Below are 24,531 nucleotides of genomic sequence, written 5' to 3'. Positions count from 1 at the left end.
CGCGATGGCTCCGCCTCCTCTCATCCAGCTCAAGGACATCAGCCTGACCTTCGGCGGCACGCCGCTGCTGTCAGGCGTCGAGTTGTCGGTCTCCGCGGGCGAGCGCGTCTGCCTGATCGGCCGCAACGGCTCCGGCAAATCGACCTTGCTGCGAATCGCGGCCGGCCTCGTTGAGCCCGACGCCGGCAGCCGCTTCGTGCAGCCCGGCGCCACCATCCGCTATCTGCCGCAGGAGCCGGACTTCGGCGAGCACAAGACGACGCTGGCCTATGTCGAGGCCGGCCTTGGCCCCGGCGACGACCACTACCAGGCGCGCTACCTGCTCGAGCAACTCGGCCTGACCGGTGAGGAAGACCCGGCGCATGTCTCCGGCGGCGAGGCGCGCCGCGCGGCGCTGGCGCGGGTGCTGGCGCCCTCGCCCGACATCCTGCTGCTCGACGAGCCGACCAACCATCTCGACCTGCCGACCATCGAATGGCTCGAAGGCGAGCTGGAAAGCCGCCGCTGCGCGCTGGTGCTGATCAGCCATGACCGCCGCTTCCTGACCAACCTGTCGCGCACCACCGCCTGGCTCGACCGCGGTCGGATCAGGCAGATCGAGCGCGGCTTCGGCGCCTTCGAGGAATGGCGCGACGAGGTGCTGGCCGAGGAAGAGCGCGAGCAGCACAAGCTCGACCGCAAGATCGTCAACGAGGAGCACTGGCTGCGCTACGGCGTCTCCGGCCGCCGCAAGCGCAACGTCAAGCGTCTCGGCAATCTGCATGCGCTGCGCGACCAGCGCCGCAACTATCGCGGCGCCACCGGCAATGCCATCCTCGCCGCCGCCGAGGCCGATAAATCCGGCCGCCTGGTGATCGAGGCCAAGAGCATCGCGAAGGCCTTTGGCGAGCGCAAGATCGTCGATACCTTCTCGACCCGGATCCAGCGCGGCGACCGCGTCGGCATCGTAGGTCCCAACGGCGCCGGCAAGACCACGCTGGTGCATCTCTTGATCGGCAACGATCCGCCCGATTCCGGCTCGGTGCGGCTCGGGGCCAATATCGAGATGGCGACGCTCGACCAGCATCGCGAGAGCCTCGATCCGAAGCTGACACTGGCCGAAGCCCTGACCGGCGGCCGCGGCGATCACGTGATGGTCGGCGACAAGTCGAAGCACGTCATCGGCTACATGAAGGACTTCCTGTTCGCGCAGGAGCAGCGCGGCACGCCGCTCGAGGCGCTCTCCGGCGGCGAGCGCGGCCGCCTGATGCTGGCCCGCGCATTGGCAAAACCGTCGAACCTCCTGATCCTGGACGAGCCGACCAACGACCTCGATCTCGAAACCCTCGACGTGCTCGAGGACATGCTCGGCGATTACGAGGGCACGGTGATCCTGATCAGCCATGACCGCGACTTCCTCGACCGCGTCGTGACCTCGGTGATCGTGCCCGAAGGCCAGGGCCGCTGGATCGAATATGCCGGCGGCTACTCCGACATGCTGGCGCAGCGCGGCGCCGACGTGAAGCGCGAGGCGGTGAAGGCGGACGCCGCGACTGAAGAGAAGAAGGAAGCCAGGGCCGCAGCGCCCGAGGCGGCACCGAGACGCCGGCTGAGCTTCAACGAGAAGCACGCGCTGGAGACGCTGCCGAAGACGATCGACAAGTTGCACGCCGAGATCGCAAAGCAGCAGAAGCTGCTCGACGATCCCGATCTCTATGCGAAGGATCGCAAGAAATTCGACGCAGCTTCAGCGGCGATCGCCAAGGCGCAGGACGAGCTCGCCGCCGCCGAGGACCGCTGGCTCGAACTCGAAGTGCTGCGCGAAGAAATCGAACAGGCGTAAAGTGTAGGATGGGTAGAGCGCAGCGAAACCCATCCTGCTTCCGCGCGGATTAAAGACGATGGGTTTCGCTTCGCTCTACCCATCCTACGAGGCCGGAGAAAAAGGACAGACCATGACCACGCCCCTCGCCGCCAAGATCGCCAGGGAATACGGCACGCCCTGCGCCGTGATCGACATGGACCGGGTCGAGCGCAACATCGCGCGGATCCAGAAGGCCTGCGACGAGGCCGGCATCGCCAACCGGCCGCACATCAAGACGCACAAGAACCCGATGCTGGCGCAGTTGCAGATCAAGGCTGGCGCCAAGGGCATCACCTGCCAGAAGCTCGGCGAGGCCGAGATCATGGCCGATAGCGGCATCGACGACATCCTGATCAGCTACAATCTGCTCGGCGACGAGAAAATGGCGCGGCTCGGTGCGCTGCAAGGCAAGGCCAACGTCACCGTCGCCGCGGATAATTCCGTCGTGGTCGGCGATCTGCCGAAGGCAGCCGCCGCCTCCGGTCGCCCACTCTCGGTCGTGGTCGAATGCGACACCGGGCGCAAGCGCGCTGGCGTCGAGACCCCGGCCGAGGCGATCGCGCTGGCGCGCGAGATCGCGGCCTCCACGGGCCTGAGCTTCGCGGGCTTCATGCTGTACCCGACCGAGACCGGCTGGGCCGACGCGCAGAAATTCTACGACGAGGCGCTGGCCGGCGTGCGCGCCCACGGCCTCGATGCGGCCATCGTCTCGACCGGTGGCACGCCGAACCTCGTCAATCTCGGCAAACTGAAGGGTGGCACCGAGCACCGCTTCGGCACCTACATCTACAACGACCGCATGCAGGTCGCGGCCGGCGTCGCGACCTGGGACGATTGCGCGCTGCATATCTATTCCACCGTGGTCAGCCGCGCCGGCCCCGAGCGCGGTATCCTCGATGCCGGCTCCAAGACGCTGACCTCGGACACCGGTGGGCTCGAAGGCCACGGCCTGATCCTCGAACATCCCGAGGCCAAGATCGCGCGCTTCGCCGAGGAGCATGGCTTCCTCGACCTCTCCCGCAGCAACACCCGGCCGAATGTCGGCGACGTCGTGCGGGTCGTGCCCAATCATGTCTGCGTCGTCGTCAACATGATGGACGAGGTCGTGATGGTGCGCGGCGACGAAATCATCGGCGCGTTGCCGGTGACGGCAAGGGGCAAGCTGCGCTAGGCGCGGATCAGCGCCTGCAACTCCCGATCCAGCGCATCGCGAAACACCTCGATCGGCCGCGTCAGGCGGCCGGCGGGCGGGCGGTGCACGATCCAGGCGCGCACCGCGGCATCGAACCCTTCGATCCTGACCACCTTAAGCCGGCTACGGAGCGCGCTCCGCTTCAGCGCGACCGGCGTCACGACGCCGATGCCGAGCCCGCGCGCGACCAGCGACAGCCGCAGCTCACTATCGAGCGCCTCGACCGCGACGTTGAACGGCAGATGCGCGGCTTCGAACTGGCGCTTCAACGTTTGGCGGAAGCCGCAACCGTCCTGGTTCATCACCCATCCCATGCGCGACAGCCATTCGAGGTCGGCGGATTTCGGCAGCTTGATGTCGCGTGCGACGACGAAGATGACCGGCTGCGCGCCGAGATCGTCGGCGGCCAGGTCCGCCGGCGGCACGGCACCGTCCGGAATGCAGATCGCCGCCGCGTCCAGCTCGTTGCGTGAGACCGCGTCGACCTGGTGCGGCGAGAGGCCCGCAACGACGCGCACTGCGAGGGCGGGAAACTCCGCGCGCACCGCATCGAGCGGACCCGCCAACCCCGCCTCCGACAAATACGGCGTCAGGCCGAGCCTGAACTCGCCGCGCACCACGCCGTCACTGGCGACGCCCGATTTGAGGTCGTCGAGCATGCGCAGCAGACGGCGACCCTGTTCATAGGCCTCGATGCCCGCAGCCGTCGGCTTCAGCGGCTTCGACAGCCGGTCGAGCAGCTGCGCGCCCAGCATCTCCTCCAGATTCTGGATCCGCCGTGTCACGCCGGGTTGGGTCAGGTTCAGCCGCGCGGACGCCGCGACGATCGATCCGGTCTCCACCACGGCGACGAACGCCACGAGGTCATGGGTGTTCATAACAATCTCGCATATTCTTCATTATCTTATTTGAATTGTAGCATATTATCCCGATCCCCTAAAGGGGGCCTCGCCACTTCCCCGCGAGGTCCCATGACCATTTCCGAAGCCACCAAACTCTCCACGGCGCGCGCCACCTCGGTGCGTCCCCTGATCTGGATCGGCGCCATCACCACCGGCACCGTCGTCACCAATTTGTTTGCCCCGCAGATCCTGGTCGGCCTGATCGGCCGCTCGCTCGGCATGACCGAGCTGCAGGCGGGCCTGATCTCGACGTTGACCCTGCTCGGCTACGCGCTCGGGCTGTTGCTGCTGGTGCCGCTGGTCGACCTGGTCGAGAACAGACGGCTGATCCTGCGCACGCTGGCCTGCGCCATCGTCGCCGCGATCGGCACCGCGATGGCCCCGACGCCGGTGATCCTGCTCGCTGCCACCTTCATCCTCGGTGCGTCCTGCGCAGCGATCCAGATGGTGGTGCCGCTGGTGGCGTCGATGGTGCCGCCGGAGCGCCGCGGACAAGCGATCGGCGACGTGATGAGCGGCTTGATGATCGGCATCCTGCTGTCACGGCCGGCGGCGAGCCTGATCGCGGACAGTTGGAACTGGCGCGGCTATTATGTCACCTCGGCCGTGCTGATGACGGTGCTCGCCGGCGCGTTGGCGCGCTATCTGCCGACCTTGCAGCCGGCGGCAAAAGTCAGCTACGGAGCGCTCCTGCGCTCATTTCCCAAATTGCTGCGCGACGAGCCGGTGCTGCGCGTCCGATCATGGACCGCGGCGCTGGTGATGGCATCCTTCACCGCGTTCTGGGCCGCGGTGGCGCTGCGCCTGCCGGATGCGCCGTTCAAGCTCGATGCCAGGGGAATAGCGCTGTTCGCGCTGATCGGCGTCGCGGGGGCGGCAGCGACCCCGATCGCCGGGCGCTGGGGGGACAGGGGCTTCGCGCGGCCGCTGCTGATTGTCTCGCACCTTCTCATCGCCGGTGCACTCGCGCTCTGCGCCTGGGCCGGCATGATCGAGTCGCGGGTCGCTGCCCTCTCCCTGCTTGGTGTCGGCGCCGTGCTGCTCGATTTCGGCATCACCACCGATCAGACGCTCGGCCGCCGCGCCGTCAATCTGCTGCAGCCCGAGGCGCGCGGCCGGATCAACGGCCTGTTCGTGGCGCTGTTCTTCATCGGCGGTGCGGTCGGCGCGGCAACGGCATCTGCGGCATGGAGTTTTGGTGGATGGACGGCGGTCTGCGCGGTCGCGGCAACGTTCGGTATGCTCGGGTTCATCACCGACATCGCGACGAAGACAGGTTCGGAGTGAGCAGGCGCGGGATGGGTAGAGCGCAGCGAAACCCATCATCCCTCCATTCGGAGAGAAGTTGATGGGTTTCGCTTCGCTCTACCCATCCTACGATTTCGTCGTGTTCAACCAATTCAACGCGCCCTTCCCTGCCGCCATCCCCGTCGCGAACGACGCCTGCAACAGATAACCGCCGGTCGGTGCCTCCCAGTCGAGCATCTCGCCGGCGGCAAAAACGCCGGGCAGCTGGCGCAGCATGAAATGCGCGTCGAGCTCGTCGAACCTGATACCGCCGGCGCTCGAGATCGCGCGCGCGATCGGCGCGACGCCCGTGAGCTGAACCGGAACCGCGTTGATCAGCCGCGCGAGCTCTGCCGGCGAGAACGATGGCAATGGCCGGCCGGATGCAATCGCCGCCTCCTGCATCAGCCCGATGCCGACAGGAGAGAGTTGCGCCGCCTTGCGCAGGAAATTCGCGAGCGACTGCTTGCCGCGGGTCCCGGACAGGCGGGTGGTCAGCGCCGCGGCGTCGAGGTCCGGTCGCAGCGCGATCGTCAGCGTTGCCTGCCCGATACCCAGCACCGCCTCGCGCAAGTCCGCCGACAGCGCGTAGATAGCGCCGCCTTCGATGCCCGTGCGGGTGACGACTGCCTCGCCGCGCGCGGTGTGCGAACCGATCGTGAGGGCGACGCCCTTGAGCGGCTGCCCCTCAAACCGGTCGCGGAAGATATTCGACCACGCGACGGTGAAGCCGGAATTGGCCGGTCGCATCGGGGCAAGGGCAATCCCCTTCGCCGCAAGGATATCAGCCCAGGCGCCATCCGAACCGAGCCGCGGCCAGCTGGCGCCGCCGAGCGCCAGCACGGTCGCGTCAGCCCTAACCGCGCGCTCTCCGTCGGGGGTCTCGAACAGCAGCGCGCCCTGCGCATCCCATCCGATCCAGCGATGCCGGAATGCGAATCCGACGCCCGCGGCATCGAGCCGCCGCAGCCAGGCGCGCAGCAAGGGCGAAGCCTTGAATGCTTGCGGGAAGACGCGGCCGCTGGTGCCGACGAACGTCGGCTGCCCCAGAACATCGCTCCACGCGCGCAAGCTATCAGGTGGAAACGCCTCGACCGCGGCCTTCAGGTGCGGCATCGCCTCGCGATAGCGCGCAAGGAAATCCGGCAGCGGCTCGGAGTGGGTGAGATTGAGCCCGCCTCGCCCGGCCATCAGGAACTTGCGCCCCGCCGACGGCATCGCGTCGTAGACGGTGACCTCTGCACCGCCAGCCGCAAGCACCTCCGCCGCCATCAGGCCGGCGGGGCCGGCTCCGATGATGGCGACGTGTTGGGCGGAGGATGATGACATGGCGAGAGTTTAGACCCGGCTCGGCGCCACAACAAAAGAGGTCATTCCGGGATGGTGCGAAGCACCAGACCCGGAATCCATAACCACGATCGTGAGTACGGATTCCGGGCTCTCGCTTCGCGAGCCCCGGAATGACGGTTAGAGCTTGATCCCGGCCCGCGCGGCGGCCTGGGCGACGTATTTCTGCGTCTGCTCGAACGCGCCCTGCAGCGCCTTCGCGGTCGACATGTCGCTGATGTCCTTGAAGTGCGCGGCGACACCGTCCGGCGTCCATTCGGACTGCGGCAGGTTGACGCCTTCGGTCTCCAGCACGCGGATCACCGCGAACGAGCCGGCGCCGGCGCCTATAATGGTGCGGGTCGGCGCATCTTCGCTAAGCAGGAACTCCACCGCCGGCGTGATCGCCTCCGGCTTCATCAGCTGAAGCGCCTGCGGCGGCAGCAGTTCCTCGGTCATGCGGGTCGCCGCGGTCGGCGAGATGGTGTTGACCTTGATGTTGTTCTTGCGGCCCTCTTCGGCGAGCACGTTCATCAGGCCGACCATGCCGGCCTTCGCTGCGCCGTAATTGGCCTGGCCGAAATTGCCGAACAGGCCCGACGACGAGGTCGTCAGCACGATGCGGCCGTAATTGCGCTCGCGCATGCCGGCCCACACCGCCTTGCAGCAGTAGAAGGTGCCGGTGAGATGCACGCCGAGCACCTTGTCCCAGTCGGCGACCTCGAGCTTGGTGAACGACTTGTCGCGCAGGATGCCGGCATTGGCGCAGAGCAGATCGACGCTGCCCCACTCCTTGGTGGCGCGCTCGACCATCGCGGTGACCTGCTCGAAGTTCGAGACGTCGGCGCCGTCGGCCATCGCGGTGCCGCCCGCTTTCCGGATCTCCTCGACCACGGTCTCGGCCGGCGACAGTGAGCCGCCGGTGCCGTCGCGCGCGCCGCCGAAATCGTTGACCACGACCTTGGCGCCGCGGCTGGCGAGCCCCAGCGCATGCGCCCGCCCAAGACCATTGCCCGCGCCGGTGACGATAGCGACGCGTCCGTCAAACCTGATTGCCATGCTTGTCATTCCTGCTCTGACTTCCTTCTCCCCTTGTGGGAGAAGGTGGCGCGCGTAGCGCGCCGGATGAGGGGTTCTCTCCACGGATGAGCGCGCGGAGAGAGACCCTCACCCGGCTTCATCTCGCTCCGCTCGATTTCGCCACTCTCTCCCACAAGGGGAGAGGGTGTGCGCCCGAACGGCATGAAAAGGTTAGAGACTTTTGAGCAGCGATGGATGGCCGGGTCAAGCCCGGCCGGGGGTAGCAGAGCCGACCACTTGACGCGCTAGACGTCGGGGGTCATCGACCCGCAGGGCTTCAGGCTCTTGAGCAGATGCCCGCTCCAGCACTCGTGATGTTCCTGCGCGTAGCTGATCGAGCCGATCACAAGCAACGCGACGACGACAAGTCCGGCGACGATGTTCTGCACCATGGCTGCCACTCCCGGGACCGCACCGCCCAAACGGGAGCATGATGGACACCGGGAATCAAAGCCGTCAATGCGCTACTTCTAGCCAGGCGGGCTCGCTCCACCTCTCCCGCTTGCGGGAAAGGTGGAGCTACTCAACCTTTTGCTGGAGCCCTTTCCGTTCCGATTAAGTCGGAACGGGGCTCCCGCTTCTTGTTGGGACGCGTTTTCTTCGCGCGAACCGGTATCCACTTCGCTGGAAAACGCTCTAGCTGAAATAGATCAGGCCGAGCCAGTCCGCGACCAGCGCGGGCTTCTCCTCGCCCTCGATCTCGACCGTAACGTTAGTGCGCGACAGCAGTTCCTTCGGCTTGCGCAGCGTGGCTTCGGCGAGCAGGAAGCGGCCGCGAACACGCTTGCCCGAGCGGACCGGCGAGATGAAGCGCAGCTTGTCGAAACCGTAATTGACGCCCATCGCGGTGCCTTCGAGCACCGGCATCACCTCGTAGGACATGATTGACAGCAGCGACATCGTAAGGAAGCCGTGCGCAATCGTGGTGCCGAAGGCGGTCTCCGTCTTGGCGCGTTCGGGATCGACATGGATGAACTGGTGATCCTCGATCACGTCGGCGTAGGTATTGATGCGCCCCTGATCGAGCAGGTGCCACGAAGAGACACCGATCTCCTTGCCGACCATGCCCTGGTAGGTTTCCAGCGACACCGGCGGCTTCTTCCAGACTTCATTCATTGGCTGACCTCCTAACCGGAGGTCCGCACTTTCTGCAGCTCCGGAAATTCTTCCTCGCGGAACTCGGCTCCGCGCAACGCATCGTCTCTCGCATCGTCATGTTCGAGCCGGCGCAACTGCACCCGGCGGATTTTTCCCGAAATCGTCTTGGGCAGTTCGGTGACCAGCTCGATCTTGCGGATGCGTTTAAACGGTGCGAGCCGCGTGTGCAAATGTTTGAAGATCGACAGCGCCGTCTCCGGGCTGCGCTCGACACCGGAGACCAGCAGCACATAGGCCTTGGGGACCGCGAGCCGGATCGGGTCCGGGCTCGGCACCACGGCAGCTTCCGCCACCGCATCGTGCTCCAGCAGCACGCTCTCGAGCTCGAACGGCGAGATGCGGTAATCGGATGACTTGAACACGTCGTCGGTGCGGCCGACGAAGGTGAGATAGCCCTCGTCATCGGTGAACACGACGTCGCCGCTGCGATAGATCTCGCCGTCCGTACCAATCAGCTTGCCGTCGTCGCCCTGATAGCCCTGCATCAGACCGGCCGGCCGCTCAGTGCCGAGCAGCAAGGTCACCTCGCCTTCCTTGGCTGCGTGGCCGTCACTGTCGGTGACCTGCACGCGATAGCCGGGCAGCGGCCGGCCCATCGAGCCGATCTTGACCTTCTGCCCCGGCGAGTTGCCGGCCAGCGCCGTGGTCTCGGTCTGGCCGTAACCGTCGCGGATGGTCAGGCCCCAGGCCGATTTGACCTGGTCGATGATCTCGGGATTGAGCGGCTCGCCGGCGCCGCAGACCTCGCGCAGCGAAACCTTGAAGCTCGCAAGGTCTTCCTGGATGAACATCCGCCACACCGTCGGCGGCGCGCACAGCGTGGTGACCCCGCAGCGGCCGATGATCGAGAGCAACCCTTTCGCCTCGAAGCGCGGCTGATTGGCGATGAAGATCGTGGCGCCGGCATTCCACGGCGCGAAGAAGCAGCTCCAGGCGTGCTTGGCCCAGCCGGGCGACGAAATGTTGAGATGGACGTCGCCAGGCTGCAGCCCGATCCAATACATGGTCGAGAGATGGCCGACCGGATAGCTGCGCTGGCTGTGCCGCACCAGCTTTGGTTTTGCCGTGGTACCCGAGGTGAAATAGAGCAGCATCGGGTCGTCGGCCCTGGTCGGGCCGTCGGGTGTGAAGGCATCCGACTGCTTCGCCGCATCCTCGAACGGCAACCAACCCTCGTGGGTCTGCGTCGCGCCGACCACGATGCGCGAGAGATTGCCGGCGCCGAGCCCTGCGAACTTCGCGACCTGATCCTGGGTGGCAACCACCGCCTTGGCTTTGCCGCGATCCAGCCGGTCGCGCAACTCATCCGCAGTCAAAAGCGTGGTCGCGGGAATCACGACGACGCCGAGCTTCATTGCCGCCAGCATGGTCTCCCACAGCGGGACGACATTGCCGAGCAGCAGCAACAGATGATCGCCGCGCTTCAGCCCCTGCGCACGCAGGAAATTTGCAACCTGATTGGAACGGCGCGACAGCTCGGCGAAGGACCGTTTCGTCTCGTTGCCGCTGGCGGCATCGACGATCCACAGCGCCGGCCGGTCGCGGCTGTCGGCATTGTGCGCGAGCTCCGCGTCGAACCAGTCCAGCGCCCAGTTGAACGGCACTGGATCCGGCCAGCGGAATCCCTTCACCGCCGCGTCGTAGTCGGTGCGATGCTTGAGCAGAAAGGCACGTGCGTCCTGAAATGTGGTCATCCGGCTTCTCCACATCCGCTGTCGTCATCCCGCGCAACGCTTCGCGTTGTCGCTGGAGGAGCCGCGCTATGCGCGGCGTCTCGAAGGATGACGCAATATAATTACTTTCCAGCGAGGCTGCGAACGTGCTGGATAATTCCGGAAAAGTCGACCCCGCCGTGGCCCGAGGCGTCGAAGGTCTTGTAGAGCTCCTGCGCGTGCTTGCCGAGCGGCGTCACCGCGCCGGCGGCATTGGCGGCGTCCTGCGCCAGCGTCAGATCCTTCACCATCAAATTGGAGGCGAAGCCCGGCTTGTAGTCGTTGTTCGCCGGCGAGGTCGGCACCGGGCCGGGAACCGGGCAATAGGTGGTCAGCGACCAGCACTGCCCCGACGAGGTCGAGGCGACGTCGAACAGCGCCTGGTGCGAGAGGCCGAGCTTTTCGGCCAGCACAAAGGCCTCGCCGACCGCGATCATGGAAATGCCGAGGATCATGTTGTTGCAGATCTTGGCCGCCTGTCCTGCGCCGCCGGCGCCGCAATGCACGATCTTCTTGCCCATGTTGGCCAGCATCGGCTGGGCCGCCGCGAACGCCTTCGCCTCGCCGCCGCACATGAAGGTCAGCGTCGCGCCCTTGGCGCCGCCGGTGCCGCCGGAGACCGGCGCATCGACCGAAGCCATGCCGTGCTTGGCCGCGAGCGCGTGCGCCTGCTTGGCGCTTTCGACGTCGATGGTCGAGCAGTCGATGATCAGCGCGCCCTTGCTCATGGCGGGAAGCACTTCGTTCCAGACGCCGAGCACATGCTTGCCGGCAGGCAGCATGGTGATCACGACGTCGGCGCCCTTCACCGCGCCAACGCCGCTCTCGGCGATCGCGGCGCCATCGCTCTTGGCCTGATCGCGGGACGCTGCGACCAGATCGAACGCGGTCACCTTGTGGCCGGCCTTGACCAGATTGGCCGCCATCGGCCCGCCCATATTGCCGAGCCCGATGAATGCGACGTTTGCCATGGGAAGTCCTCCGCTTGCGACGTTTCTATTTGCTGTCAGGGAATTTCAGTTCATCGGCGCCGATCTCGGCGAAGTAAGGCGCTAGCATCTCCGCCGTCACGTCCTCGATCTCAGGCGGCGACCATTTCGGATTGCGGTCCTTGTCGATCACCGCGGCGCGCACGCCCTCGCGGAAATCGTCGCTGGCGAACACTTCGAGCGCCGCGCGATATTCGCGCACCAGGCACTCTTCCAGCGTCGCGGTCGCCCGCGCCAGCCGCAGTAGTTTTAGCGTCACCACCATGCCGCGCGGCGATTTTTCGCCGAGCGTCTTCAGCGTGGCCTGCGCCAGGTCCGATCCGTCGGCCGTCAGTGCGGCGACGATGTCCTCCATCCGGCCGCGCGCGAACCAGCCGTCGATTTTGGCCTGCATCGCAGCAACGGGGCCGGATTTTTCGCCGGTCGCAAAGCCCGCGATCAGCCGGTCGATCTCAGCCGAACTGCTGCGTGGTGCGACCTTGGTCAGCGCCTCGCGCAGCGCTGGGAGCTTTGCGCTCGGCACCACGGCATCGGCAAACTTCGCGTAGATCGCATCGGGCCCATTCATCGTGGTGCCGGTGAGACCAAAATAGGTGCCGATCTCGCCGGGCGAGCGCGACAGCAGATATGTGCCGCCGACATCGGGGAAGAAGCCGAGCCCAACCTCGGGCATCGCGAGTTTCGTCCGCTCGGTCACCACGCGGTGGCTGCCGTGCGCCGACAACCCGACGCCGCCGCCCATCACGATGCCGTCCATGAACGCAACATAGGGTTTTGGAAATTTCTTGATCCGTGCGTTGAGGATGTACTCGTCGCGCCACAGGATCTTGCCGAGATCACCCTTGACCTTCGAGCTTTCCCAGAGCGCCCGGATGTCGCCGCCGGCACACAGGCCGCGCTCGCCGGCGCCTTCCAGCAAGATGACCGCGACCTCGGGATCGGCTTCGAACGCGTCGAGCGCCCTGTCGATGTCGTGGAACATCTCCAGCGTCACGGCATTGATCGCCTTCGGCCGGTTGAGCCGGATGATGCCGGCCGCCCCTTCCTTGCGTGCGATCAGATCGCCTTCCGCGGCCACATCGTTCATCGCGCGCCCTCGATCAACTTGCGCGACACGATCAGCCGCATGATTTCATTGGTGCCTTCGAGGATCTGGTGCACGCGCAGATCGCGCACGATCTTCTCGACGCCGTATTCGCTGAGGTAACCGTAACCGCCATGCAGCTGCAGCGCCTGGTTGGCGACCTCGAAACCGACATCGGTGCCGAAGCGCTTCGCCATCGCGCACAACATCGAGGCGTCCGGATCCTTGCGATCGAGCGCCGCCGCCGCGCGCCACAGGAAGGTGCGTGCGGCTTCGAGCTCGGTCGCCATGTCGGCGATCTTGAACTGCAGCGCCTGGAATTCGTCGAGCCGTTTTCCAAAGGCCTTGCGGTCCTTCATGTAAGCCAGCGCCTTGTCGAGCGCCGCCTGCGCGCCGCCGAGCGAGCACGCCGCGATGTTGAGCCGGCCGCCATCGAGGCCGGCCATCGCGATCTTGAAGCCGATGCCCTCCTCGCCGAGCCGGTTTGCGACCGGCACGCGGGCATTCTCGAAAATGACAGCGCGGGTCGGCTGCGCGTTCCGGCCCATCTTGCGTTCGTTATTGCCGAACGAAACGCCCGGCGTCTTGCCGTCGATCACGACCGTCGAGACGCCGCCGGGGCCGTCGCCGCCGGTGCGCACCATCGCCACCAGAAGGTCGGTGCTGCCGGCGCCCGAAATGAACTGCTTCTGGCCGTTGAGCACGTAGTGATCGCCGTCGCGCACCGCGCGGGTGCGCAGCGCCGCAGCGTCCGAGCCGGCGCCCGGCTCGGTCAGGCAGTAGCTCGCGATCAGCTCCATAGTGCAGAGCTTGGGCAGCCATTTGTGGCGCTGGGTGTCGTTGCCATAGGCATCGATCATCCAGGACGCCATGTTGTGGATCGAGATGAAGGCCGACGTGGTCGGGCACCCGGTCGCCAGCGCCTCGAAGATCAGCGCGGCGTCGAACCGCGTCATCGCCGAGCCGCCGACATCGTCCTTGATATAGATGCCGCCGATGCCGAGGCCTGCGGCCTCGCGCATCACATCCACGGGAAAGTGCTTCGTCTCGTCCCATTCGAGCGCGTGGGGCGCGATCTTTTCCGCCGCAAACGCCCGCGCCATGTCGCGAACCGCGATCTGGTCCTCGTTGAGAGCGAACTGCATCTCAATGCCCCCGCACGCTGAGGTCACCGCTCCCCACCGGGGAGAGGTCGATTTGCGCAGCAAATCGGGTGAGGGTGTGCTGCTCTAACGAGAGACCGTGCCCCCTCACCCGGCGCTTCGCGCCGACCTCTCCCACAGGGAGAGGTGATTTGCCGATGCTGCCGAAGCTCACTCCAATCTCGCGTCACTTCATCGTCGGGATCGAGAACTCCGCACCGTCCTTGACGCCGGACGGCCAGCGCGAGGTCACCGTCTTGGTCTTGGTGTAGAAGCGGACCGAGTCTGGACCGTGCTGGTTGAGATCGCCGAAGCCCGACTTCTTCCAGCCGCCGAACGTATAGTAGGCGATCGGCACCGGGATCGGCACGTTGACGCCGACCATGCCGACATTGACCTTGGCCGCGAAGTCGCGCGCGGCGTCGCCGTCGCGGGTGAAGATCGCAACGCCGTTGCCGTAGTCGTGGTCGGACGGCAGCGCCAGCGCCTCGTGATAGTCCTTGGCGCGCACCACCGAGAGCACCGGGCCGAAGATCTCTTCCTTGTAGATCCGCATGTCCTTGGTGACGTTGTCGAACAGCGAACCACCGAGGTAGAAGCCGTTCTCGTAGCCCTGCATCTTGAAGCCGCGGCCGTCGACCGCGAGCGTGGCGCCTTCCTTGACGCCGATGTCGATGTAGCTCTTGACCTTCTCGACCGCCTCGCGGGTCACCAGCGGACCGTAGTCGGCCGACGGATCGACCGAGGTGCCGATCTTGAGCGACTCGACGCGCGGGATCAGCTTTTCCATCAGCCGGTCGGCGGTGGTCTTGCCGACGGGGACCGCAACCGACACCGCCATGCAGCGCTCGCCGGCCGAGCCGTAGCCGGCACCGATCAGCGCATCGACCGCCTGGTCCATGTCGGCGTCGGGCATGATGATGGCGTGGTTCTTGGCGCCGCCGAAGCACTGGCAACGCTTGCCGGTCTGCGCGGCGCGCTCATAGATGTACTGGGCAATGGGCGTCGAGCCGACGAAGCCGATCGCCTTGACGTCGGGATCGTCGAGGATGGCGTCGACCGCCTCCTTGTCGCCGTTGACGACGTTGAGGATGCCGGCCGGCAGCCCCGCTTCGATCATCAACTGGGCCAGCGCCATCGGCACGCCGGGATCGCGTTCGGACGGCTTCAGGATGAAGGCATTGCCGCAGGCGATCGCAGGCGCGAACTTCCACATCGGGATCATCGCCGGGAAGTTGAACGGCGTGATGCCGGCGACCACTCCCAGGGGTTGACGCATCGAGTAGATGTCGATGCCGGGACCAGCGCCCTCGGTGTACTCGCCCTTCATCAGATGCGGGATGCCGCAGGCGAACTCGGCGACCTCGAGGCCGCGCTGGATGTCGCCCTTGGCGTCGGGAACGGTCTTGCCATGCTCGCGCGCCAAAAGCTCGGCGAGCTTGTCGTAGTCGCGCTGCACCAGCTCGACGAACTTCATCATGACGCGGGCGCGGCGCTGCGGGTTGGTGGCGGCCCATTCGCCCTGCGCGGCGCGGGCGTTCTCGACCGCGGCACGGACCTCGGCCTTGGAGGCCAGCGCCACCTTGGCCTGGACGTCGCCGGTCATCGGCTCGAAGACGTCGGCCGTACGGCCCGAGGTGCCCTTGACCTCCTTGCCACCGATGAAATGTCCGATCGAGCGCATGAATATCCTCCCTTGGAGACGTGAATCGCCGCTCCGCGCGGCGAGATCGCTTTACAAACCCTATGACCCTGCATTTTATAGGATTCAAGTCCGATAAATTGCACCATAGATGTGCGGTAATGCAGGATCAAGGCAGCGACACAATCGACTGGGACGACTTCCGTTTCGTGCTTGCCATCGTGCGCGGCGGGTCGGTTTCGGCTGCCGCCAAGCAGCTCGGTGTCGATCATGCCACAGTGATCCGGCGTGTCGACCGGCTGGAGCGCCACCTCTCCGCAAAACTGTTTGATCGGCGCAAAACCGGCTACCTGCTGACCGAGGCGGGCCAGCGCGTCGCCGACAGCGCCGAGGCGATGGAATCCACCATCGTGGCCAACCAGGAGGCGGTCGGCGGCTCGCGCGCGCATCTCACCGGCACGGTGCGGATCGGCGCGCCCGACGGCTTCGGCAGTCACTTCCTGGCCTCGCGGCTGGTCAAGTTCACCGAGCGGTATCCCGATCTCGACCTGCAACTCGTCGCCACCGCGCGGCTGTTCTCGCTCTCCAAGCGCGAGGCCGATATCGCGATCAGCCTGACCATGCCGAAGGAAGGCCGCATCGTCGGCCGCAAGCTTCTGGACTACACGCTCGGGCTTTATGCCGCACCCGCCTATCTGGCGCAGGCGCCTGTGATCGCCGCGCGTGCCGACCTGCCGCGGCACCGCTTCGTCGGTTACATCGAGGAGCTGCTGTTCACGCCGGAACTGGACTATCTGCCGCAGGTCTCGCCGAAGATCTCCGCGAAATTCCGCAGTGCCAACCTGATCGCGCAGCTCAACGCCACCATCGCCGGCTTCGGCATCGCCGTGCTGCCGCACTTCATGGCATCAGCCCATCCCGAACTGCAGCCGGTGCTGCCCGACGAGGTGCGGATCTCCCGCACCTTCTGGCTCCTGATGCACGCCGACAGCAAGGACCTCGCCCGCATCCGCGCGGTGGCGGACTACATCTACGAGACGGTGGAAGCCGAACGCGCGCTGTTCAGCGGGGTGTAATCTCTCCGTCGTCCCGGCGAACGCCCTAGGGCATGCACACATCTAGTTGGGTGGGGATTCCCGAATCGGTATTTCGTGTGATTCATATTGCGGCACTTCGGCTTTGGCGGAGGTGTCGACATGCTGGCGCAAATTGACTGGTCATTAGGTCGGTTCGGGGATCTCCGCCTCGATAAAGGGGGGCGGCGCTCGTCGAATGCATGGTCGCGGGCAAGGATGTCTGCCTGCGACGGCTGGCAGGAGGCATGCGTGCCCGGGAGGTGCGCTTCAACCGCTTTCTCGGCAATGCCAAGGTGACGACGACGCGGATAATCGAAAGCTGGAGCGATGGTACGGTAATGGCGGCCGAAGGCCGCCATGTGCTGGCGATCCAGGATACCAGCGAGATCAATTTTGCCACCAAGGCACAAAACCGGCGTGGCTTGGGCGAGATCGGTCATGGCAACACCCGCGGGGTGTTGCTGCACCCGATGCTGGCCGCAGACGCGGAAAGCGGCTGCTGCCTTGGCCTGTTGCACGGCGAGATCTGGACCCGCCAGGGCCGCCGCACCGTCTCGCACGACAATCGCGATCTGAAGGACAAAGAATCGCAACGCTGGATCGCGACCGCTCTGGCAGCCAAGCCGCTGTTGGCGAAGGCTGCGATGGTGACCATGCTGGGCGACCGCGAGAGCGACATCTTCGCGCTCTACGCCTGCGCCGCAGAACACCAGTTCCACGTCATTGCCCGGAGCATGCATGATCGCAAGCTGGCGGATGGCTGTGGCCTGTATGCGGCCAGCGAGGCCATGACCAGCATCGAACAACGGACCATCGTATTGCCTGCGCGAGCACAACGGCCTGAGCGGGCTGCGCTTCTCGATCTGCGCTTCGGCGCCGTCGAACTGGCCCGACCGCAAACCAAGTTCCTGCGCCATCTGCCGAAAAGCCTACCCTTGATCCTGGTCGATGTGCGCGAGATCGAGCCGCAGGCCGGGATCGAGCCGCTGCACTGGCGGCTGCTCACCACGCATCCGGTGACGAATGCAGAAGAGGCCTGGCGCATTATCGAATGGTACAAGCGGCGGTGGCTGATCGAGCAGTTCTTCCGCATCTTGAAGACACAAGGCCTCAAGCTCGAAGACAGTCAGATCGGGACCGCCGAGCGGCTTCTCAAGCTGGTCGCGATCGCGGCCAAGGCGGCAGTCATCTCCCTTCAGCTTGTGCAGGCGCGCGATGGTCGCGACAACCAGTCTGTCCGAATTGCCTTCAATGCTGGGGAAGTCGCTACACTTGCCGCCCTCAATCGCAACCTCGAAGCCCAAAGCAAGCGGCTGAGAAACCCGCACCCGCCTGACAGCCTCGCTTGGGCCGCCTGGATTATCGGCCGGCTCGGCGGCTGGGACGGCTATCCATCGTCCAAACCGCCGGGCCCCATCACTATGAAACACGGCCTGCAATACTTCCACGCCGCAGCCGCTGGATGGTCCCTCAGAGATCTGTGCATGCCCTAGGGCCTTCGCCGGGACGACGTTGGGGAAGCGAATTGCCTAATTCACCTTCTTCTTCGCAGGTGCCTTCGCCGCAGCGGCGCGTCCCAGCGTCGCCTCGCGGCCCGCGCTCAGGATCTCGTCGGACATCTCGCCATTGCCCGCGATCCGCGACATCACGATGGTGCCCATCATAGTGGCCAGCGCCGCCATCGCCTGCTTGCGCGCGGTCTTGCGCGGCACGTCCTGGATCTGGTCGGCGATCATGTCGATCATCTGGTCGAGCTTGAGCGCGAAGGCCTTGCGGGTCTTCGGGCTTTCGCGGGCGATCTCGGCGCCGAGCGCCGGCACCGCGCAGCCCTGGCCGGGGTCGTCGCGATGGGTCGCCGACAGATAGCCGTCGACAATGGTCGAAAGCCGCTTCTCCGGCGCTACCTCAGCGGTGACCTTGCGCCAGCGCTCGGTGGCGCGGTCCATCGCATAGTTGAACGCCTCGATCACCAGCGCCTCGCGCGAGTCGAAATGCGCGTAGAAGCCGCCATGGGTCAGCCCGGCGTCCTTCATCAGGTCGGCGACGCCGATGCCGTGGGCGCCCTTCTCACGCAGCCGCGTCGCGGCCTTCTTCACGATTCGCGCGTGGGTCTCCTGCTTGTGTTCTTTCGAATAGCGCATGCCGATCTCTTGGAATGTTTCTAATCATATAATAGCAGTTTTGCGCCGGGAATGCTGCAGTTATTTCGCGTTATCAGCCGCTTTGGGTTCCCCGCCGAGCATCGAGAATGTCGCAGTCGCGTGCACCGCAAGACTGCCCCTGCCGTCGCGGACGAAGCCCTCGGTGTAGCTGGTCTGGCGGCCGAGCTTGATCACCTTGCCCTCGGCCGAGATGGTTCCCGAGCGGACCGAGAGCGGGCGCAGATAGGTCAGCTTGAGGTCGAGCGTGACCGAGGTCTGGCCCGCCGGCAGCACGGTGGAGATCGCACAGCCCATCGCGGTGTCGAGCAGCGCCGCGGCGGTCGCCCCGTGCAGCAGGCCGATGGTGTTTTCCAGGCTCTCATGCGGCTCGAGCTCCATCACGATCCACCCCTCCTCGACTACGGCCACGCGGAAGCCGATCAGCCTGGCCATCGGCGGCGGCGGTAACACGCCGTCGCGGATCGCACGCATCGCCTCGATGCCGGACATCGGCATCGCCGCCTTTGCCACCGGCCCAGGCGCCTGCCATTCCACCACGCGCGTGCGCGTCAACTCGGGGGAATGAAGGTCTGATGTCTCGCCGGCGGTCATGTTGGCTCCTTTTATATGACGTGTATAATTCTATATATCTGCGTTCGCCAGCGCAACAGCCACCGATGCTTGACAGGGACCTGCTTTGTCCGGGACATGGCGCGATCAATTCCTGCGCCGGAACCATTCCATGGACATGCTCAATCCCCACTGCGGCATCGACCGCGACAGCAGAGGCGTCGTCCGCCTCACCATCTGCAACGCCGGCAAGCTGAACATCGTGAGCTCAGCCGTGACCAACGGCGTGCGCGAAGGTTTCGAGCATCTGGCCGCCGACCACAGCATCCGCGCGGTGATCCTGGCCGGCGAAAGCGAGCGCAGCATGATCGGCGGCGCCGACATCAAGGAGATGGCGACGCTCGATCAGAAGTCCGCCGAAGGCTTCATCAGCCGCCTGCGCGACCTCTGCGAGGCCGTGCGGAAGTTTCCGGCGCCTGTCATCGCCCGCCTGCCCGGCTGGTGCCTCGGTGGCGGGCTCGAGGTCGCGGCCGCCTGCGACGTCCGCGTCGCGGCGCATGACGCGATGTTCGGCATGCCCGAGGTCAGGGTCGGCATCCCCTCGGTGATTCATGCGGCGCTGCTGCCGCGGCTGATCGGCTGGGGCCGCGCCCGCTGGCTGATGATGACCGCCGAGAACATCGACGCCCCGACCGCGCTGTCCTGGGGTCTCATCGACACAGTGGCAAAACCCGGCGGTCTCGATGAGGCCGTCGAGCACACCGTGAAAGCGCTGCTGGAATGCGGCCCCGAAGCGCTGCGCATCCAGAAGGACCTGCTGCGGCAGTGGGAAGAGCTGCCGCTGACCGAGTCCGTGAACCTCAGCGTCGGCGTGTTCGGAAAGTCTTTCCTGACCGGCGAGCCGCAGCGGCTGCTGCAGGGGTTTCTCGATCGCAAGAAATAGCAAATAGGAAGACGCGGATCGAGCCGTCCAAACTTCGATCCGCGTCCTTGTCAGTCTGGATTTCCGCGCGCCTCAGTCCTCGGACTCGACGAAGGGCGGCATGAAGTAGCCGGGTCGGACGCCAAGCTGGAACCGGCCGATCGACCGGTAGTCACCGAGATTGTTGCTCGGCTGCGGCGTGTTGTAGCCGGCGAACACGATCGTCACGGTCCGCTCGTCGGTCAGCACCGCCTGCGGATCGTAGACCCGGCCGCTGAAGAAGTTCGAGGTGTAGCCCTCGCCCGGCGGTACGAAGGGCGCGACTTGCGCGGCCGTCAGCGCATCTGCGCCATGAACGTTCACGAGCGGCGCATTCAGCGGATACGGCCGCGGGCCGGCGGGATCGACGACCTTGTCGGTGGACAGGATCGGATTGTCGAAGCCGTTGACCACGTGCCACTTCAGGAGATCGCCGGCGCCGCGAACCGGATTGTCGGTTTCGGCGTAGCCGATGAAGTGGAAGCCATCGGAGTCGTTGTCCAGGCAGTTTCCGGCGCCGAAGAACATGCCGAAGCGCCCGTCGTGAATGCGCAGGATGCTGCCGCTGCCGAGCCAGCGAATGCCGTTCAGCGCAACCGTGGTCTGGTCGTTGAGGCCGGTCGCCGGGCCGGCGTCGGTGAAGTTCACGCCATCAGTCGTCGTTGCAACACGAATCGTGATCACGTCATGGTTGGCCTTCCGCGGCTTCTTGTTGACGAGGTTGGTCAGCGCGAAGGCCGGCGTTGACGGGCACACCTGGTTGGCCGGGAAGCCCTTGTCGCCGGGGGTGAGGTTCTTGGAGACGTAGACGACGGCGGTCTTCTCGCCCATGTGCACGGCGCCGAGAATCGCGTCGGGATCGATCAGGCCGGTGGTCGCACCCGCCGTAGCCTCGAGCTTGGGATAGCCGCCGGACCCAAGCGGGCTGACAAATCCGAGTTCCGGAAGTCCGAACAGCGAGAAGTCCTCGCCGCGATGCAGCGGATGGACCACGAGCTGATCGCTGTCGATGTGACCATCGGCGCGGTTGAGATGATAGACGCGTTGCTTGCCCTTCACGGACAGCACGAAGGCGTGGCCAAGCCCGTTGTCGCCGGCATTTGCGCTCGACGAGCCGTACGCCGTCTTCACGCCGTTGACGTTGACGTTCTGGTTGTCCGGATCGGTCGCATCCCACGGGCAGTAGGGGTTGAGCGCCAGCGCCTTGCCCCTGAACTGCCAGGTCGCGCCCCAATCCGTCGAGATCGCAGCGACCGTCGCCTCCTGTTCATTGCGCGGGCGATAGTCGAACAGGCCTTCAAGGACCGCGCCGCGACGGCGAACGAACGGAAAATAGTACGGCTGCATCACGCTCTTGCCGTGATTGATCGTGGTCTCGCCGTTCGCCGAGCAATAGCCGGCATAAGGCGTCCCATAGAGGGCCGGATTGTAGGGCGGCGTGAGCGTGCCCGGCGGCACGATGCCGGAAGCGTCGTGATGAAAATGATGTCCGGACTGATGCAGCGTCCACGGTCCGTGTTCGATCACGGATTGTGTCAGGCTGTCCGGAACGTATGAGAGCGTGGAGCCGGCATGGGCGGACGATGCGGCCGCAAGCAGGACACCGGCAGCGGCAGTGCCAAAGAGCAAGCGCGTCATGGAGCTGAGCCTTTTTTGTCGGGGGAGGAGCAATTCGATAGATCAGGCAATGCGGAGAGCACCCCGCGGAAAATGCCGGGCGGTGCAAGCCGGTCCTAACACCGGGCGTCAACAGATATGTGACGCCGGGATCTCCTCCACAGCTAACGCTGGTGGACTCTGGTCTTCGAAAAGCAGTCTAGTAGAGTTGATCGGGCGCGCCTTCGCGCGACCTGTTGGCTCCAACCCGGGCTACGCGTCTGACAGACTGTTGACCGCAAGCTCTGGCTGACTAGTCTAACCTCCTCCACGAGACGGCTGTTTCAGATCGAGAACGTCGATCGAAGCGCGCAGGTGTCGCAAAACAAGCAATCGCTTCGGGGACAAACGCACGGGTCAGAACTCAAGAGCAGCAGGAGGACATATGGTCCAAAAGCGCGACGTTCCCGGTATCCGCCCCTATGATGCTCCCGCCGGCGGATGGGGCGCCCTCAAGGCAACCGCCGAGGCGGTTCGCACCCAGATGGATCTGGTCGAGGCGCCGATCACGCTGCTGCGGACCAACAAGCCCGATGGCTTCGACTGCCCGGGCTGCGCCTGGCCCGACAAGGAGCACACCTCCACCTTCCAGTTCTGCGAGAACGGCGCCAAGGCCGTGACCTGGGAGGCGACCAGCAAGCGCGTCACGCCGGAGTTCTTTGCCGCGCACACCGTGACCGAACTGCTCGGCTGGACCGATTTCCATCTGGAGAACGAGGGCCGCCTGACCCAGCCCCTCGCCTATGACGCCGCAAGCGACACCTACCAGCCGATCAGCTGGGAGAACGCCTTCGCGCGGATCGGCGAGAGCCTGCGCGCGCTGCCGGATCCCAACATGGCCGAGTTCTACACCTCCGGCCGCGCCTCCAACGAGGCTGCCTTCCTGTTCCAGATCTTCGCGCGCGAATACGGCAGCAACAATTTTCCGGACTGCTCCAACATGTGCCACGAGGCGACCAGCGTCGGGCTGCCGCAATCGATCGGCATCGGCAAGGGCACGGTGTCGCTGGACGATTTCGACCATTGCGAGCTGATCATCGCGATGGGCCACAACCCCGGCACCAACCATCCGCGCATGATGGGCACCTTGTGGGAGGTGTCGCGCCGCGGCGTGCCGATCATCGTGTTCAATCCCTTGCGCGAACGCGCGCTGGAGCGCTTCGCCGATCCGCAGGACCCGATCGAGATGGCGACGCTCGGCTCGACGCGGATCGCCTCGACCTACTACCAGCCGAAGGTCGGGGCCGACGCCGCGGTGCTGAAGGGCGTCATGAAGGCACTGATCGAGAAGGATGACGCGACGAAAGACGTGCTCGACCACGCCTTCATCGCCGAGCACACCAACGGCTTCGAGGCGTTCGCGGCCGACCTGCGTGCGACGCCCTGGGAGGCGATCGAGACCGTCTCCGGCTTCAGCCGCGCGCAGCTCGGTGAGGTCGCGGTCGCGTATGCAAAATCCAACGCCACCATCGTCACCTACGGCATGGGCATCACCCAGCACATGCGCGGCACCGACAATGTGCAGCAGATCGCAAACCTGCTGCTCTTGAAGGGCAATTACGGCAAGCCGGGCGCCGGCATCTGCCCGCTGCGCGGCCACTCCAACGTGCAGGGCAACCGCACCGTCGGCATCACCGAGAAGCCCAACATCCCGATGTTCGAGGGCATCGAGCGCACCTTCGGCTTCAAGCCGCCGCGCCATCACGGCCATGACGCGGTCGCCGCGATGGAGGCGATCGACGACGGTCGATCGAAGGTGTTGGTCTGCCTCGGCGGCAATTTTGCCATCGCTTTGCCCGACCCGGAACGCTGCACGGCCGCGATGCGCAAGCTTGAGCTTGCCGTGCATCTTGGCACCAAGCTGAATCGCTCGCATCTTCTGGTCGGCAAGCAGTCGATCATCCTGCCGGTGCTGGGCCGCACCGAGCGCGACATCCAGGCCTCGGGCCCGCAGGTCGTCACGGTCGAGGATTCGATGTCGATGGTACACGCCTCGCGCGGCAAGCTCACCCCGGCCTCCGAAGATCTGCTGTCGGAATCGGCGATCATTGCCGGCATCGCGATGGCGACCCTGCCGGCGACCAAGGTGCCGTGGGCCGAGCTGATCGCCGACTACGACCGCATCCGCGACGCCATCGAGGGCGTCTTCCCTGACTTCAAGGATTACAACGCGCGCATCCGCACTCCCGGCGGCTTCCGCCTGCCGCTGCCGCCGACCGAGCGCAAATGGACCACGCCGTCAGGCAAGGCCGAATTCCTGATCTTCGACGACCTCGAAGAGGATCCGGTGCTGGCGGACAAGTCAGTCCTCAAGCTCGCCACCATCCGCAGCCACGACCAGTACAACACCACGATCTACGGCCTGAACGACCGCTATCGCGGCGTGTTCGGCCGGCGCGACGTGCTGTTCGCGAACGAGGCCGACCTCTCCGCGCGCGGCCTCGCCCATGGCGATCTCGTCGAGATCGAGACCGCGCTGCCCTCGGGCGCGCCACGGCGCTTGACCTTGACCGCGATCGTCTACGACATCGCCCGCGGCTCGGTCGCCGCCTATTATCCAGAAGCCAACGGCCTGGTGCCGCTCGACTACCAGGACAAGGAGAGCGGCACGCCGTCGTACAAGTCGGTGCCGGTTCACATTCGCCGGGCCGCGCAGGCAGCGTGAGCGGCTCCGCGCCGGATCGCCGTTCGCTCCATCCGGGCTACAAATGCCAAGCGCTCTTTGGTGTTTGGGGGTGGCCTGCGCGCGGCAAGAACGTCACGCAAAGGG

The 24,531-nt window shown here is 65.5% G+C and carries 20 protein-coding genes; 7 read left to right on the top strand and 13 right to left on the bottom strand.

Annotation, left to right across the window (positions count from 1 at the left end; all coding sequences use genetic code 11):
- Nucleotides 1-4: 4 nt before the first annotated feature.
- Nucleotides 5-1,822 carry an ABC-F family ATP-binding cassette domain-containing protein gene (locus tag JQ507_13140; protein QRI72349.1) on the top strand — a complete coding sequence of 606 codons (1,818 nt, stop codon included), beginning with the start codon at nt 5-7 and terminating at the stop codon, nt 1,820-1,822.
- A 112-nt stretch (nt 1,823-1,934) separates the two neighbouring features.
- Complete coding sequence (locus JQ507_13135; GenBank protein QRI72348.1) at nt 1,935-3,014, top strand: alanine racemase; 1,080 nt, start codon at nt 1,935-1,937, stop codon at nt 3,012-3,014.
- Here JQ507_13135 and JQ507_13130 read toward each other — a convergent pair.
- Nucleotides 3,011-3,913, bottom strand: a complete 903-nt coding sequence (locus JQ507_13130; protein QRI72347.1) for a LysR family transcriptional regulator — start codon at nt 3,911-3,913, stop codon at nt 3,011-3,013. The two genes, JQ507_13135 and JQ507_13130, sit on opposite strands and share 4 nt — an antisense overlap.
- A gap of 93 nt (nt 3,914-4,006) precedes the next feature.
- Between JQ507_13130 and JQ507_13125 the strand changes: the two genes are divergently transcribed.
- Nucleotides 4,007-5,224 (top strand): MFS transporter, encoded by a 1,218-nt coding sequence (locus tag JQ507_13125; protein ID QRI72346.1) that lies wholly within the window; start codon nt 4,007-4,009, stop codon nt 5,222-5,224.
- Nucleotides 5,225-5,311: 87 nt separating this feature from the next.
- Here JQ507_13125 and JQ507_13120 read toward each other — a convergent pair whose 3' ends face one another.
- The 9 genes from JQ507_13120 to JQ507_13080 form a co-directional block, all read right to left on the bottom strand.
- The gene (locus tag JQ507_13120) at nt 5,312-6,553 is read right to left on the bottom strand and encodes a TIGR03862 family flavoprotein (protein QRI72345.1); all 1,242 of its coding nucleotides are present in this window, start codon (nt 6,551-6,553) and stop codon (nt 5,312-5,314) included.
- 138 nt (nt 6,554-6,691) lie between these two features.
- Entirely contained in the window at nt 6,692-7,609 is a 918-nt protein-coding gene (locus JQ507_13115; protein ID QRI72344.1) for an SDR family NAD(P)-dependent oxidoreductase, read from the bottom strand.
- Nucleotides 7,610-7,875: 266 nt separating this feature from the next.
- Nucleotides 7,876-8,022, bottom strand: a complete 147-nt coding sequence (locus JQ507_13110; GenBank protein QRI72343.1) for a hypothetical protein — start codon at nt 8,020-8,022, stop codon at nt 7,876-7,878.
- 244 nt (nt 8,023-8,266) lie between these two features.
- Entirely contained in the window at nt 8,267-8,746 is a 480-nt protein-coding gene (locus JQ507_13105) for a MaoC family dehydratase (protein QRI72342.1), read from the bottom strand.
- A gap of 11 nt (nt 8,747-8,757) precedes the next feature.
- Entirely contained in the window at nt 8,758-10,482 is a 1,725-nt protein-coding gene (locus JQ507_13100; protein QRI72341.1) for an AMP-binding protein, read from the bottom strand.
- Between the two features lie 101 nt (nt 10,483-10,583).
- Complete coding sequence (gene mmsB, locus JQ507_13095; GenBank protein ID QRI72340.1) at nt 10,584-11,471, bottom strand: 3-hydroxyisobutyrate dehydrogenase; 888 nt, start codon at nt 11,469-11,471, stop codon at nt 10,584-10,586.
- Between the two features lie 25 nt (nt 11,472-11,496).
- A complete protein-coding gene (locus tag JQ507_13090) occupies nt 11,497-12,576 on the bottom strand; it encodes an enoyl-CoA hydratase/isomerase family protein (GenBank protein QRI72339.1) in 1,080 nt (359 codons plus the stop codon).
- A complete protein-coding gene (locus tag JQ507_13085; protein QRI72338.1) occupies nt 12,573-13,718 on the bottom strand; it encodes an isobutyryl-CoA dehydrogenase in 1,146 nt (381 codons plus the stop codon). The genes JQ507_13090 and JQ507_13085 overlap by 4 nt, the downstream gene beginning before the upstream one ends.
- A 184-nt stretch (nt 13,719-13,902) precedes the next feature.
- Nucleotides 13,903-15,399 (bottom strand): CoA-acylating methylmalonate-semialdehyde dehydrogenase, encoded by a 1,497-nt coding sequence (locus JQ507_13080; protein QRI72337.1) that lies wholly within the window; start codon nt 15,397-15,399, stop codon nt 13,903-13,905.
- Between the two features lie 119 nt (nt 15,400-15,518).
- Here JQ507_13080 and JQ507_13075 point away from each other — a divergent pair, with 119 nt between their 5' ends.
- Complete coding sequence (locus tag JQ507_13075; protein QRI72336.1) at nt 15,519-16,433, top strand: LysR family transcriptional regulator; 915 nt, start codon at nt 15,519-15,521, stop codon at nt 16,431-16,433.
- A 200-nt stretch (nt 16,434-16,633) separates the two neighbouring features.
- Entirely contained in the window at nt 16,634-17,926 is a 1,293-nt protein-coding gene (locus JQ507_13070; protein ID QRI72335.1) for an IS4 family transposase, read from the top strand.
- A gap of 36 nt (nt 17,927-17,962) precedes the next feature.
- Here JQ507_13070 and JQ507_13065 read toward each other — a convergent pair whose 3' ends face one another.
- Both JQ507_13065 and JQ507_13060 read right to left on the bottom strand, forming a co-directional pair.
- Nucleotides 17,963-18,574: a TetR/AcrR family transcriptional regulator gene (locus tag JQ507_13065; GenBank protein QRI72334.1), complete on the bottom strand. Its 612-nt coding sequence runs from the start codon at nt 18,572-18,574 to the stop codon at nt 17,963-17,965.
- A gap of 60 nt (nt 18,575-18,634) precedes the next feature.
- On the bottom strand, nt 18,635-19,186 hold the full coding sequence (locus tag JQ507_13060; protein QRI72333.1) for a PaaI family thioesterase: 552 nt from the start codon (nt 19,184-19,186) through the stop codon (nt 18,635-18,637).
- Between the two features lie 130 nt (nt 19,187-19,316).
- Between JQ507_13060 and JQ507_13055 the strand changes: the two genes are divergently transcribed.
- On the top strand, nt 19,317-20,087 hold the full coding sequence (locus JQ507_13055) for an enoyl-CoA hydratase/isomerase family protein (protein QRI72332.1): 771 nt from the start codon (nt 19,317-19,319) through the stop codon (nt 20,085-20,087).
- Nucleotides 20,088-20,159: 72 nt separating this feature from the next.
- On the opposite strand, the gene JQ507_13050 is transcribed toward JQ507_13055, so the two are convergent.
- Nucleotides 20,160-21,743, bottom strand: coding sequence for a hypothetical protein (locus JQ507_13050; protein QRI72331.1), 1,584 nt, complete (start codon nt 21,741-21,743; stop codon nt 20,160-20,162).
- Between the two features lie 403 nt (nt 21,744-22,146).
- Between JQ507_13050 and JQ507_13045 the strand changes: the two genes are divergently transcribed.
- Complete coding sequence (locus JQ507_13045; protein ID QRI72330.1) at nt 22,147-24,426, top strand: FdhF/YdeP family oxidoreductase; 2,280 nt, start codon at nt 22,147-22,149, stop codon at nt 24,424-24,426.
- Nucleotides 24,427-24,531 lie beyond the last annotated feature (105 nt).

It is taken from the genome of Bradyrhizobium sp. PSBB068 (genome assembly GCA_016839165.1).
Lineage (GTDB): Bacteria > Pseudomonadota > Alphaproteobacteria > Rhizobiales > Xanthobacteraceae > Bradyrhizobium.
The sequence above is the reverse complement of the archived record's forward strand: the minus strand, read 5'-3'. Positions and strand labels throughout refer to the sequence as shown.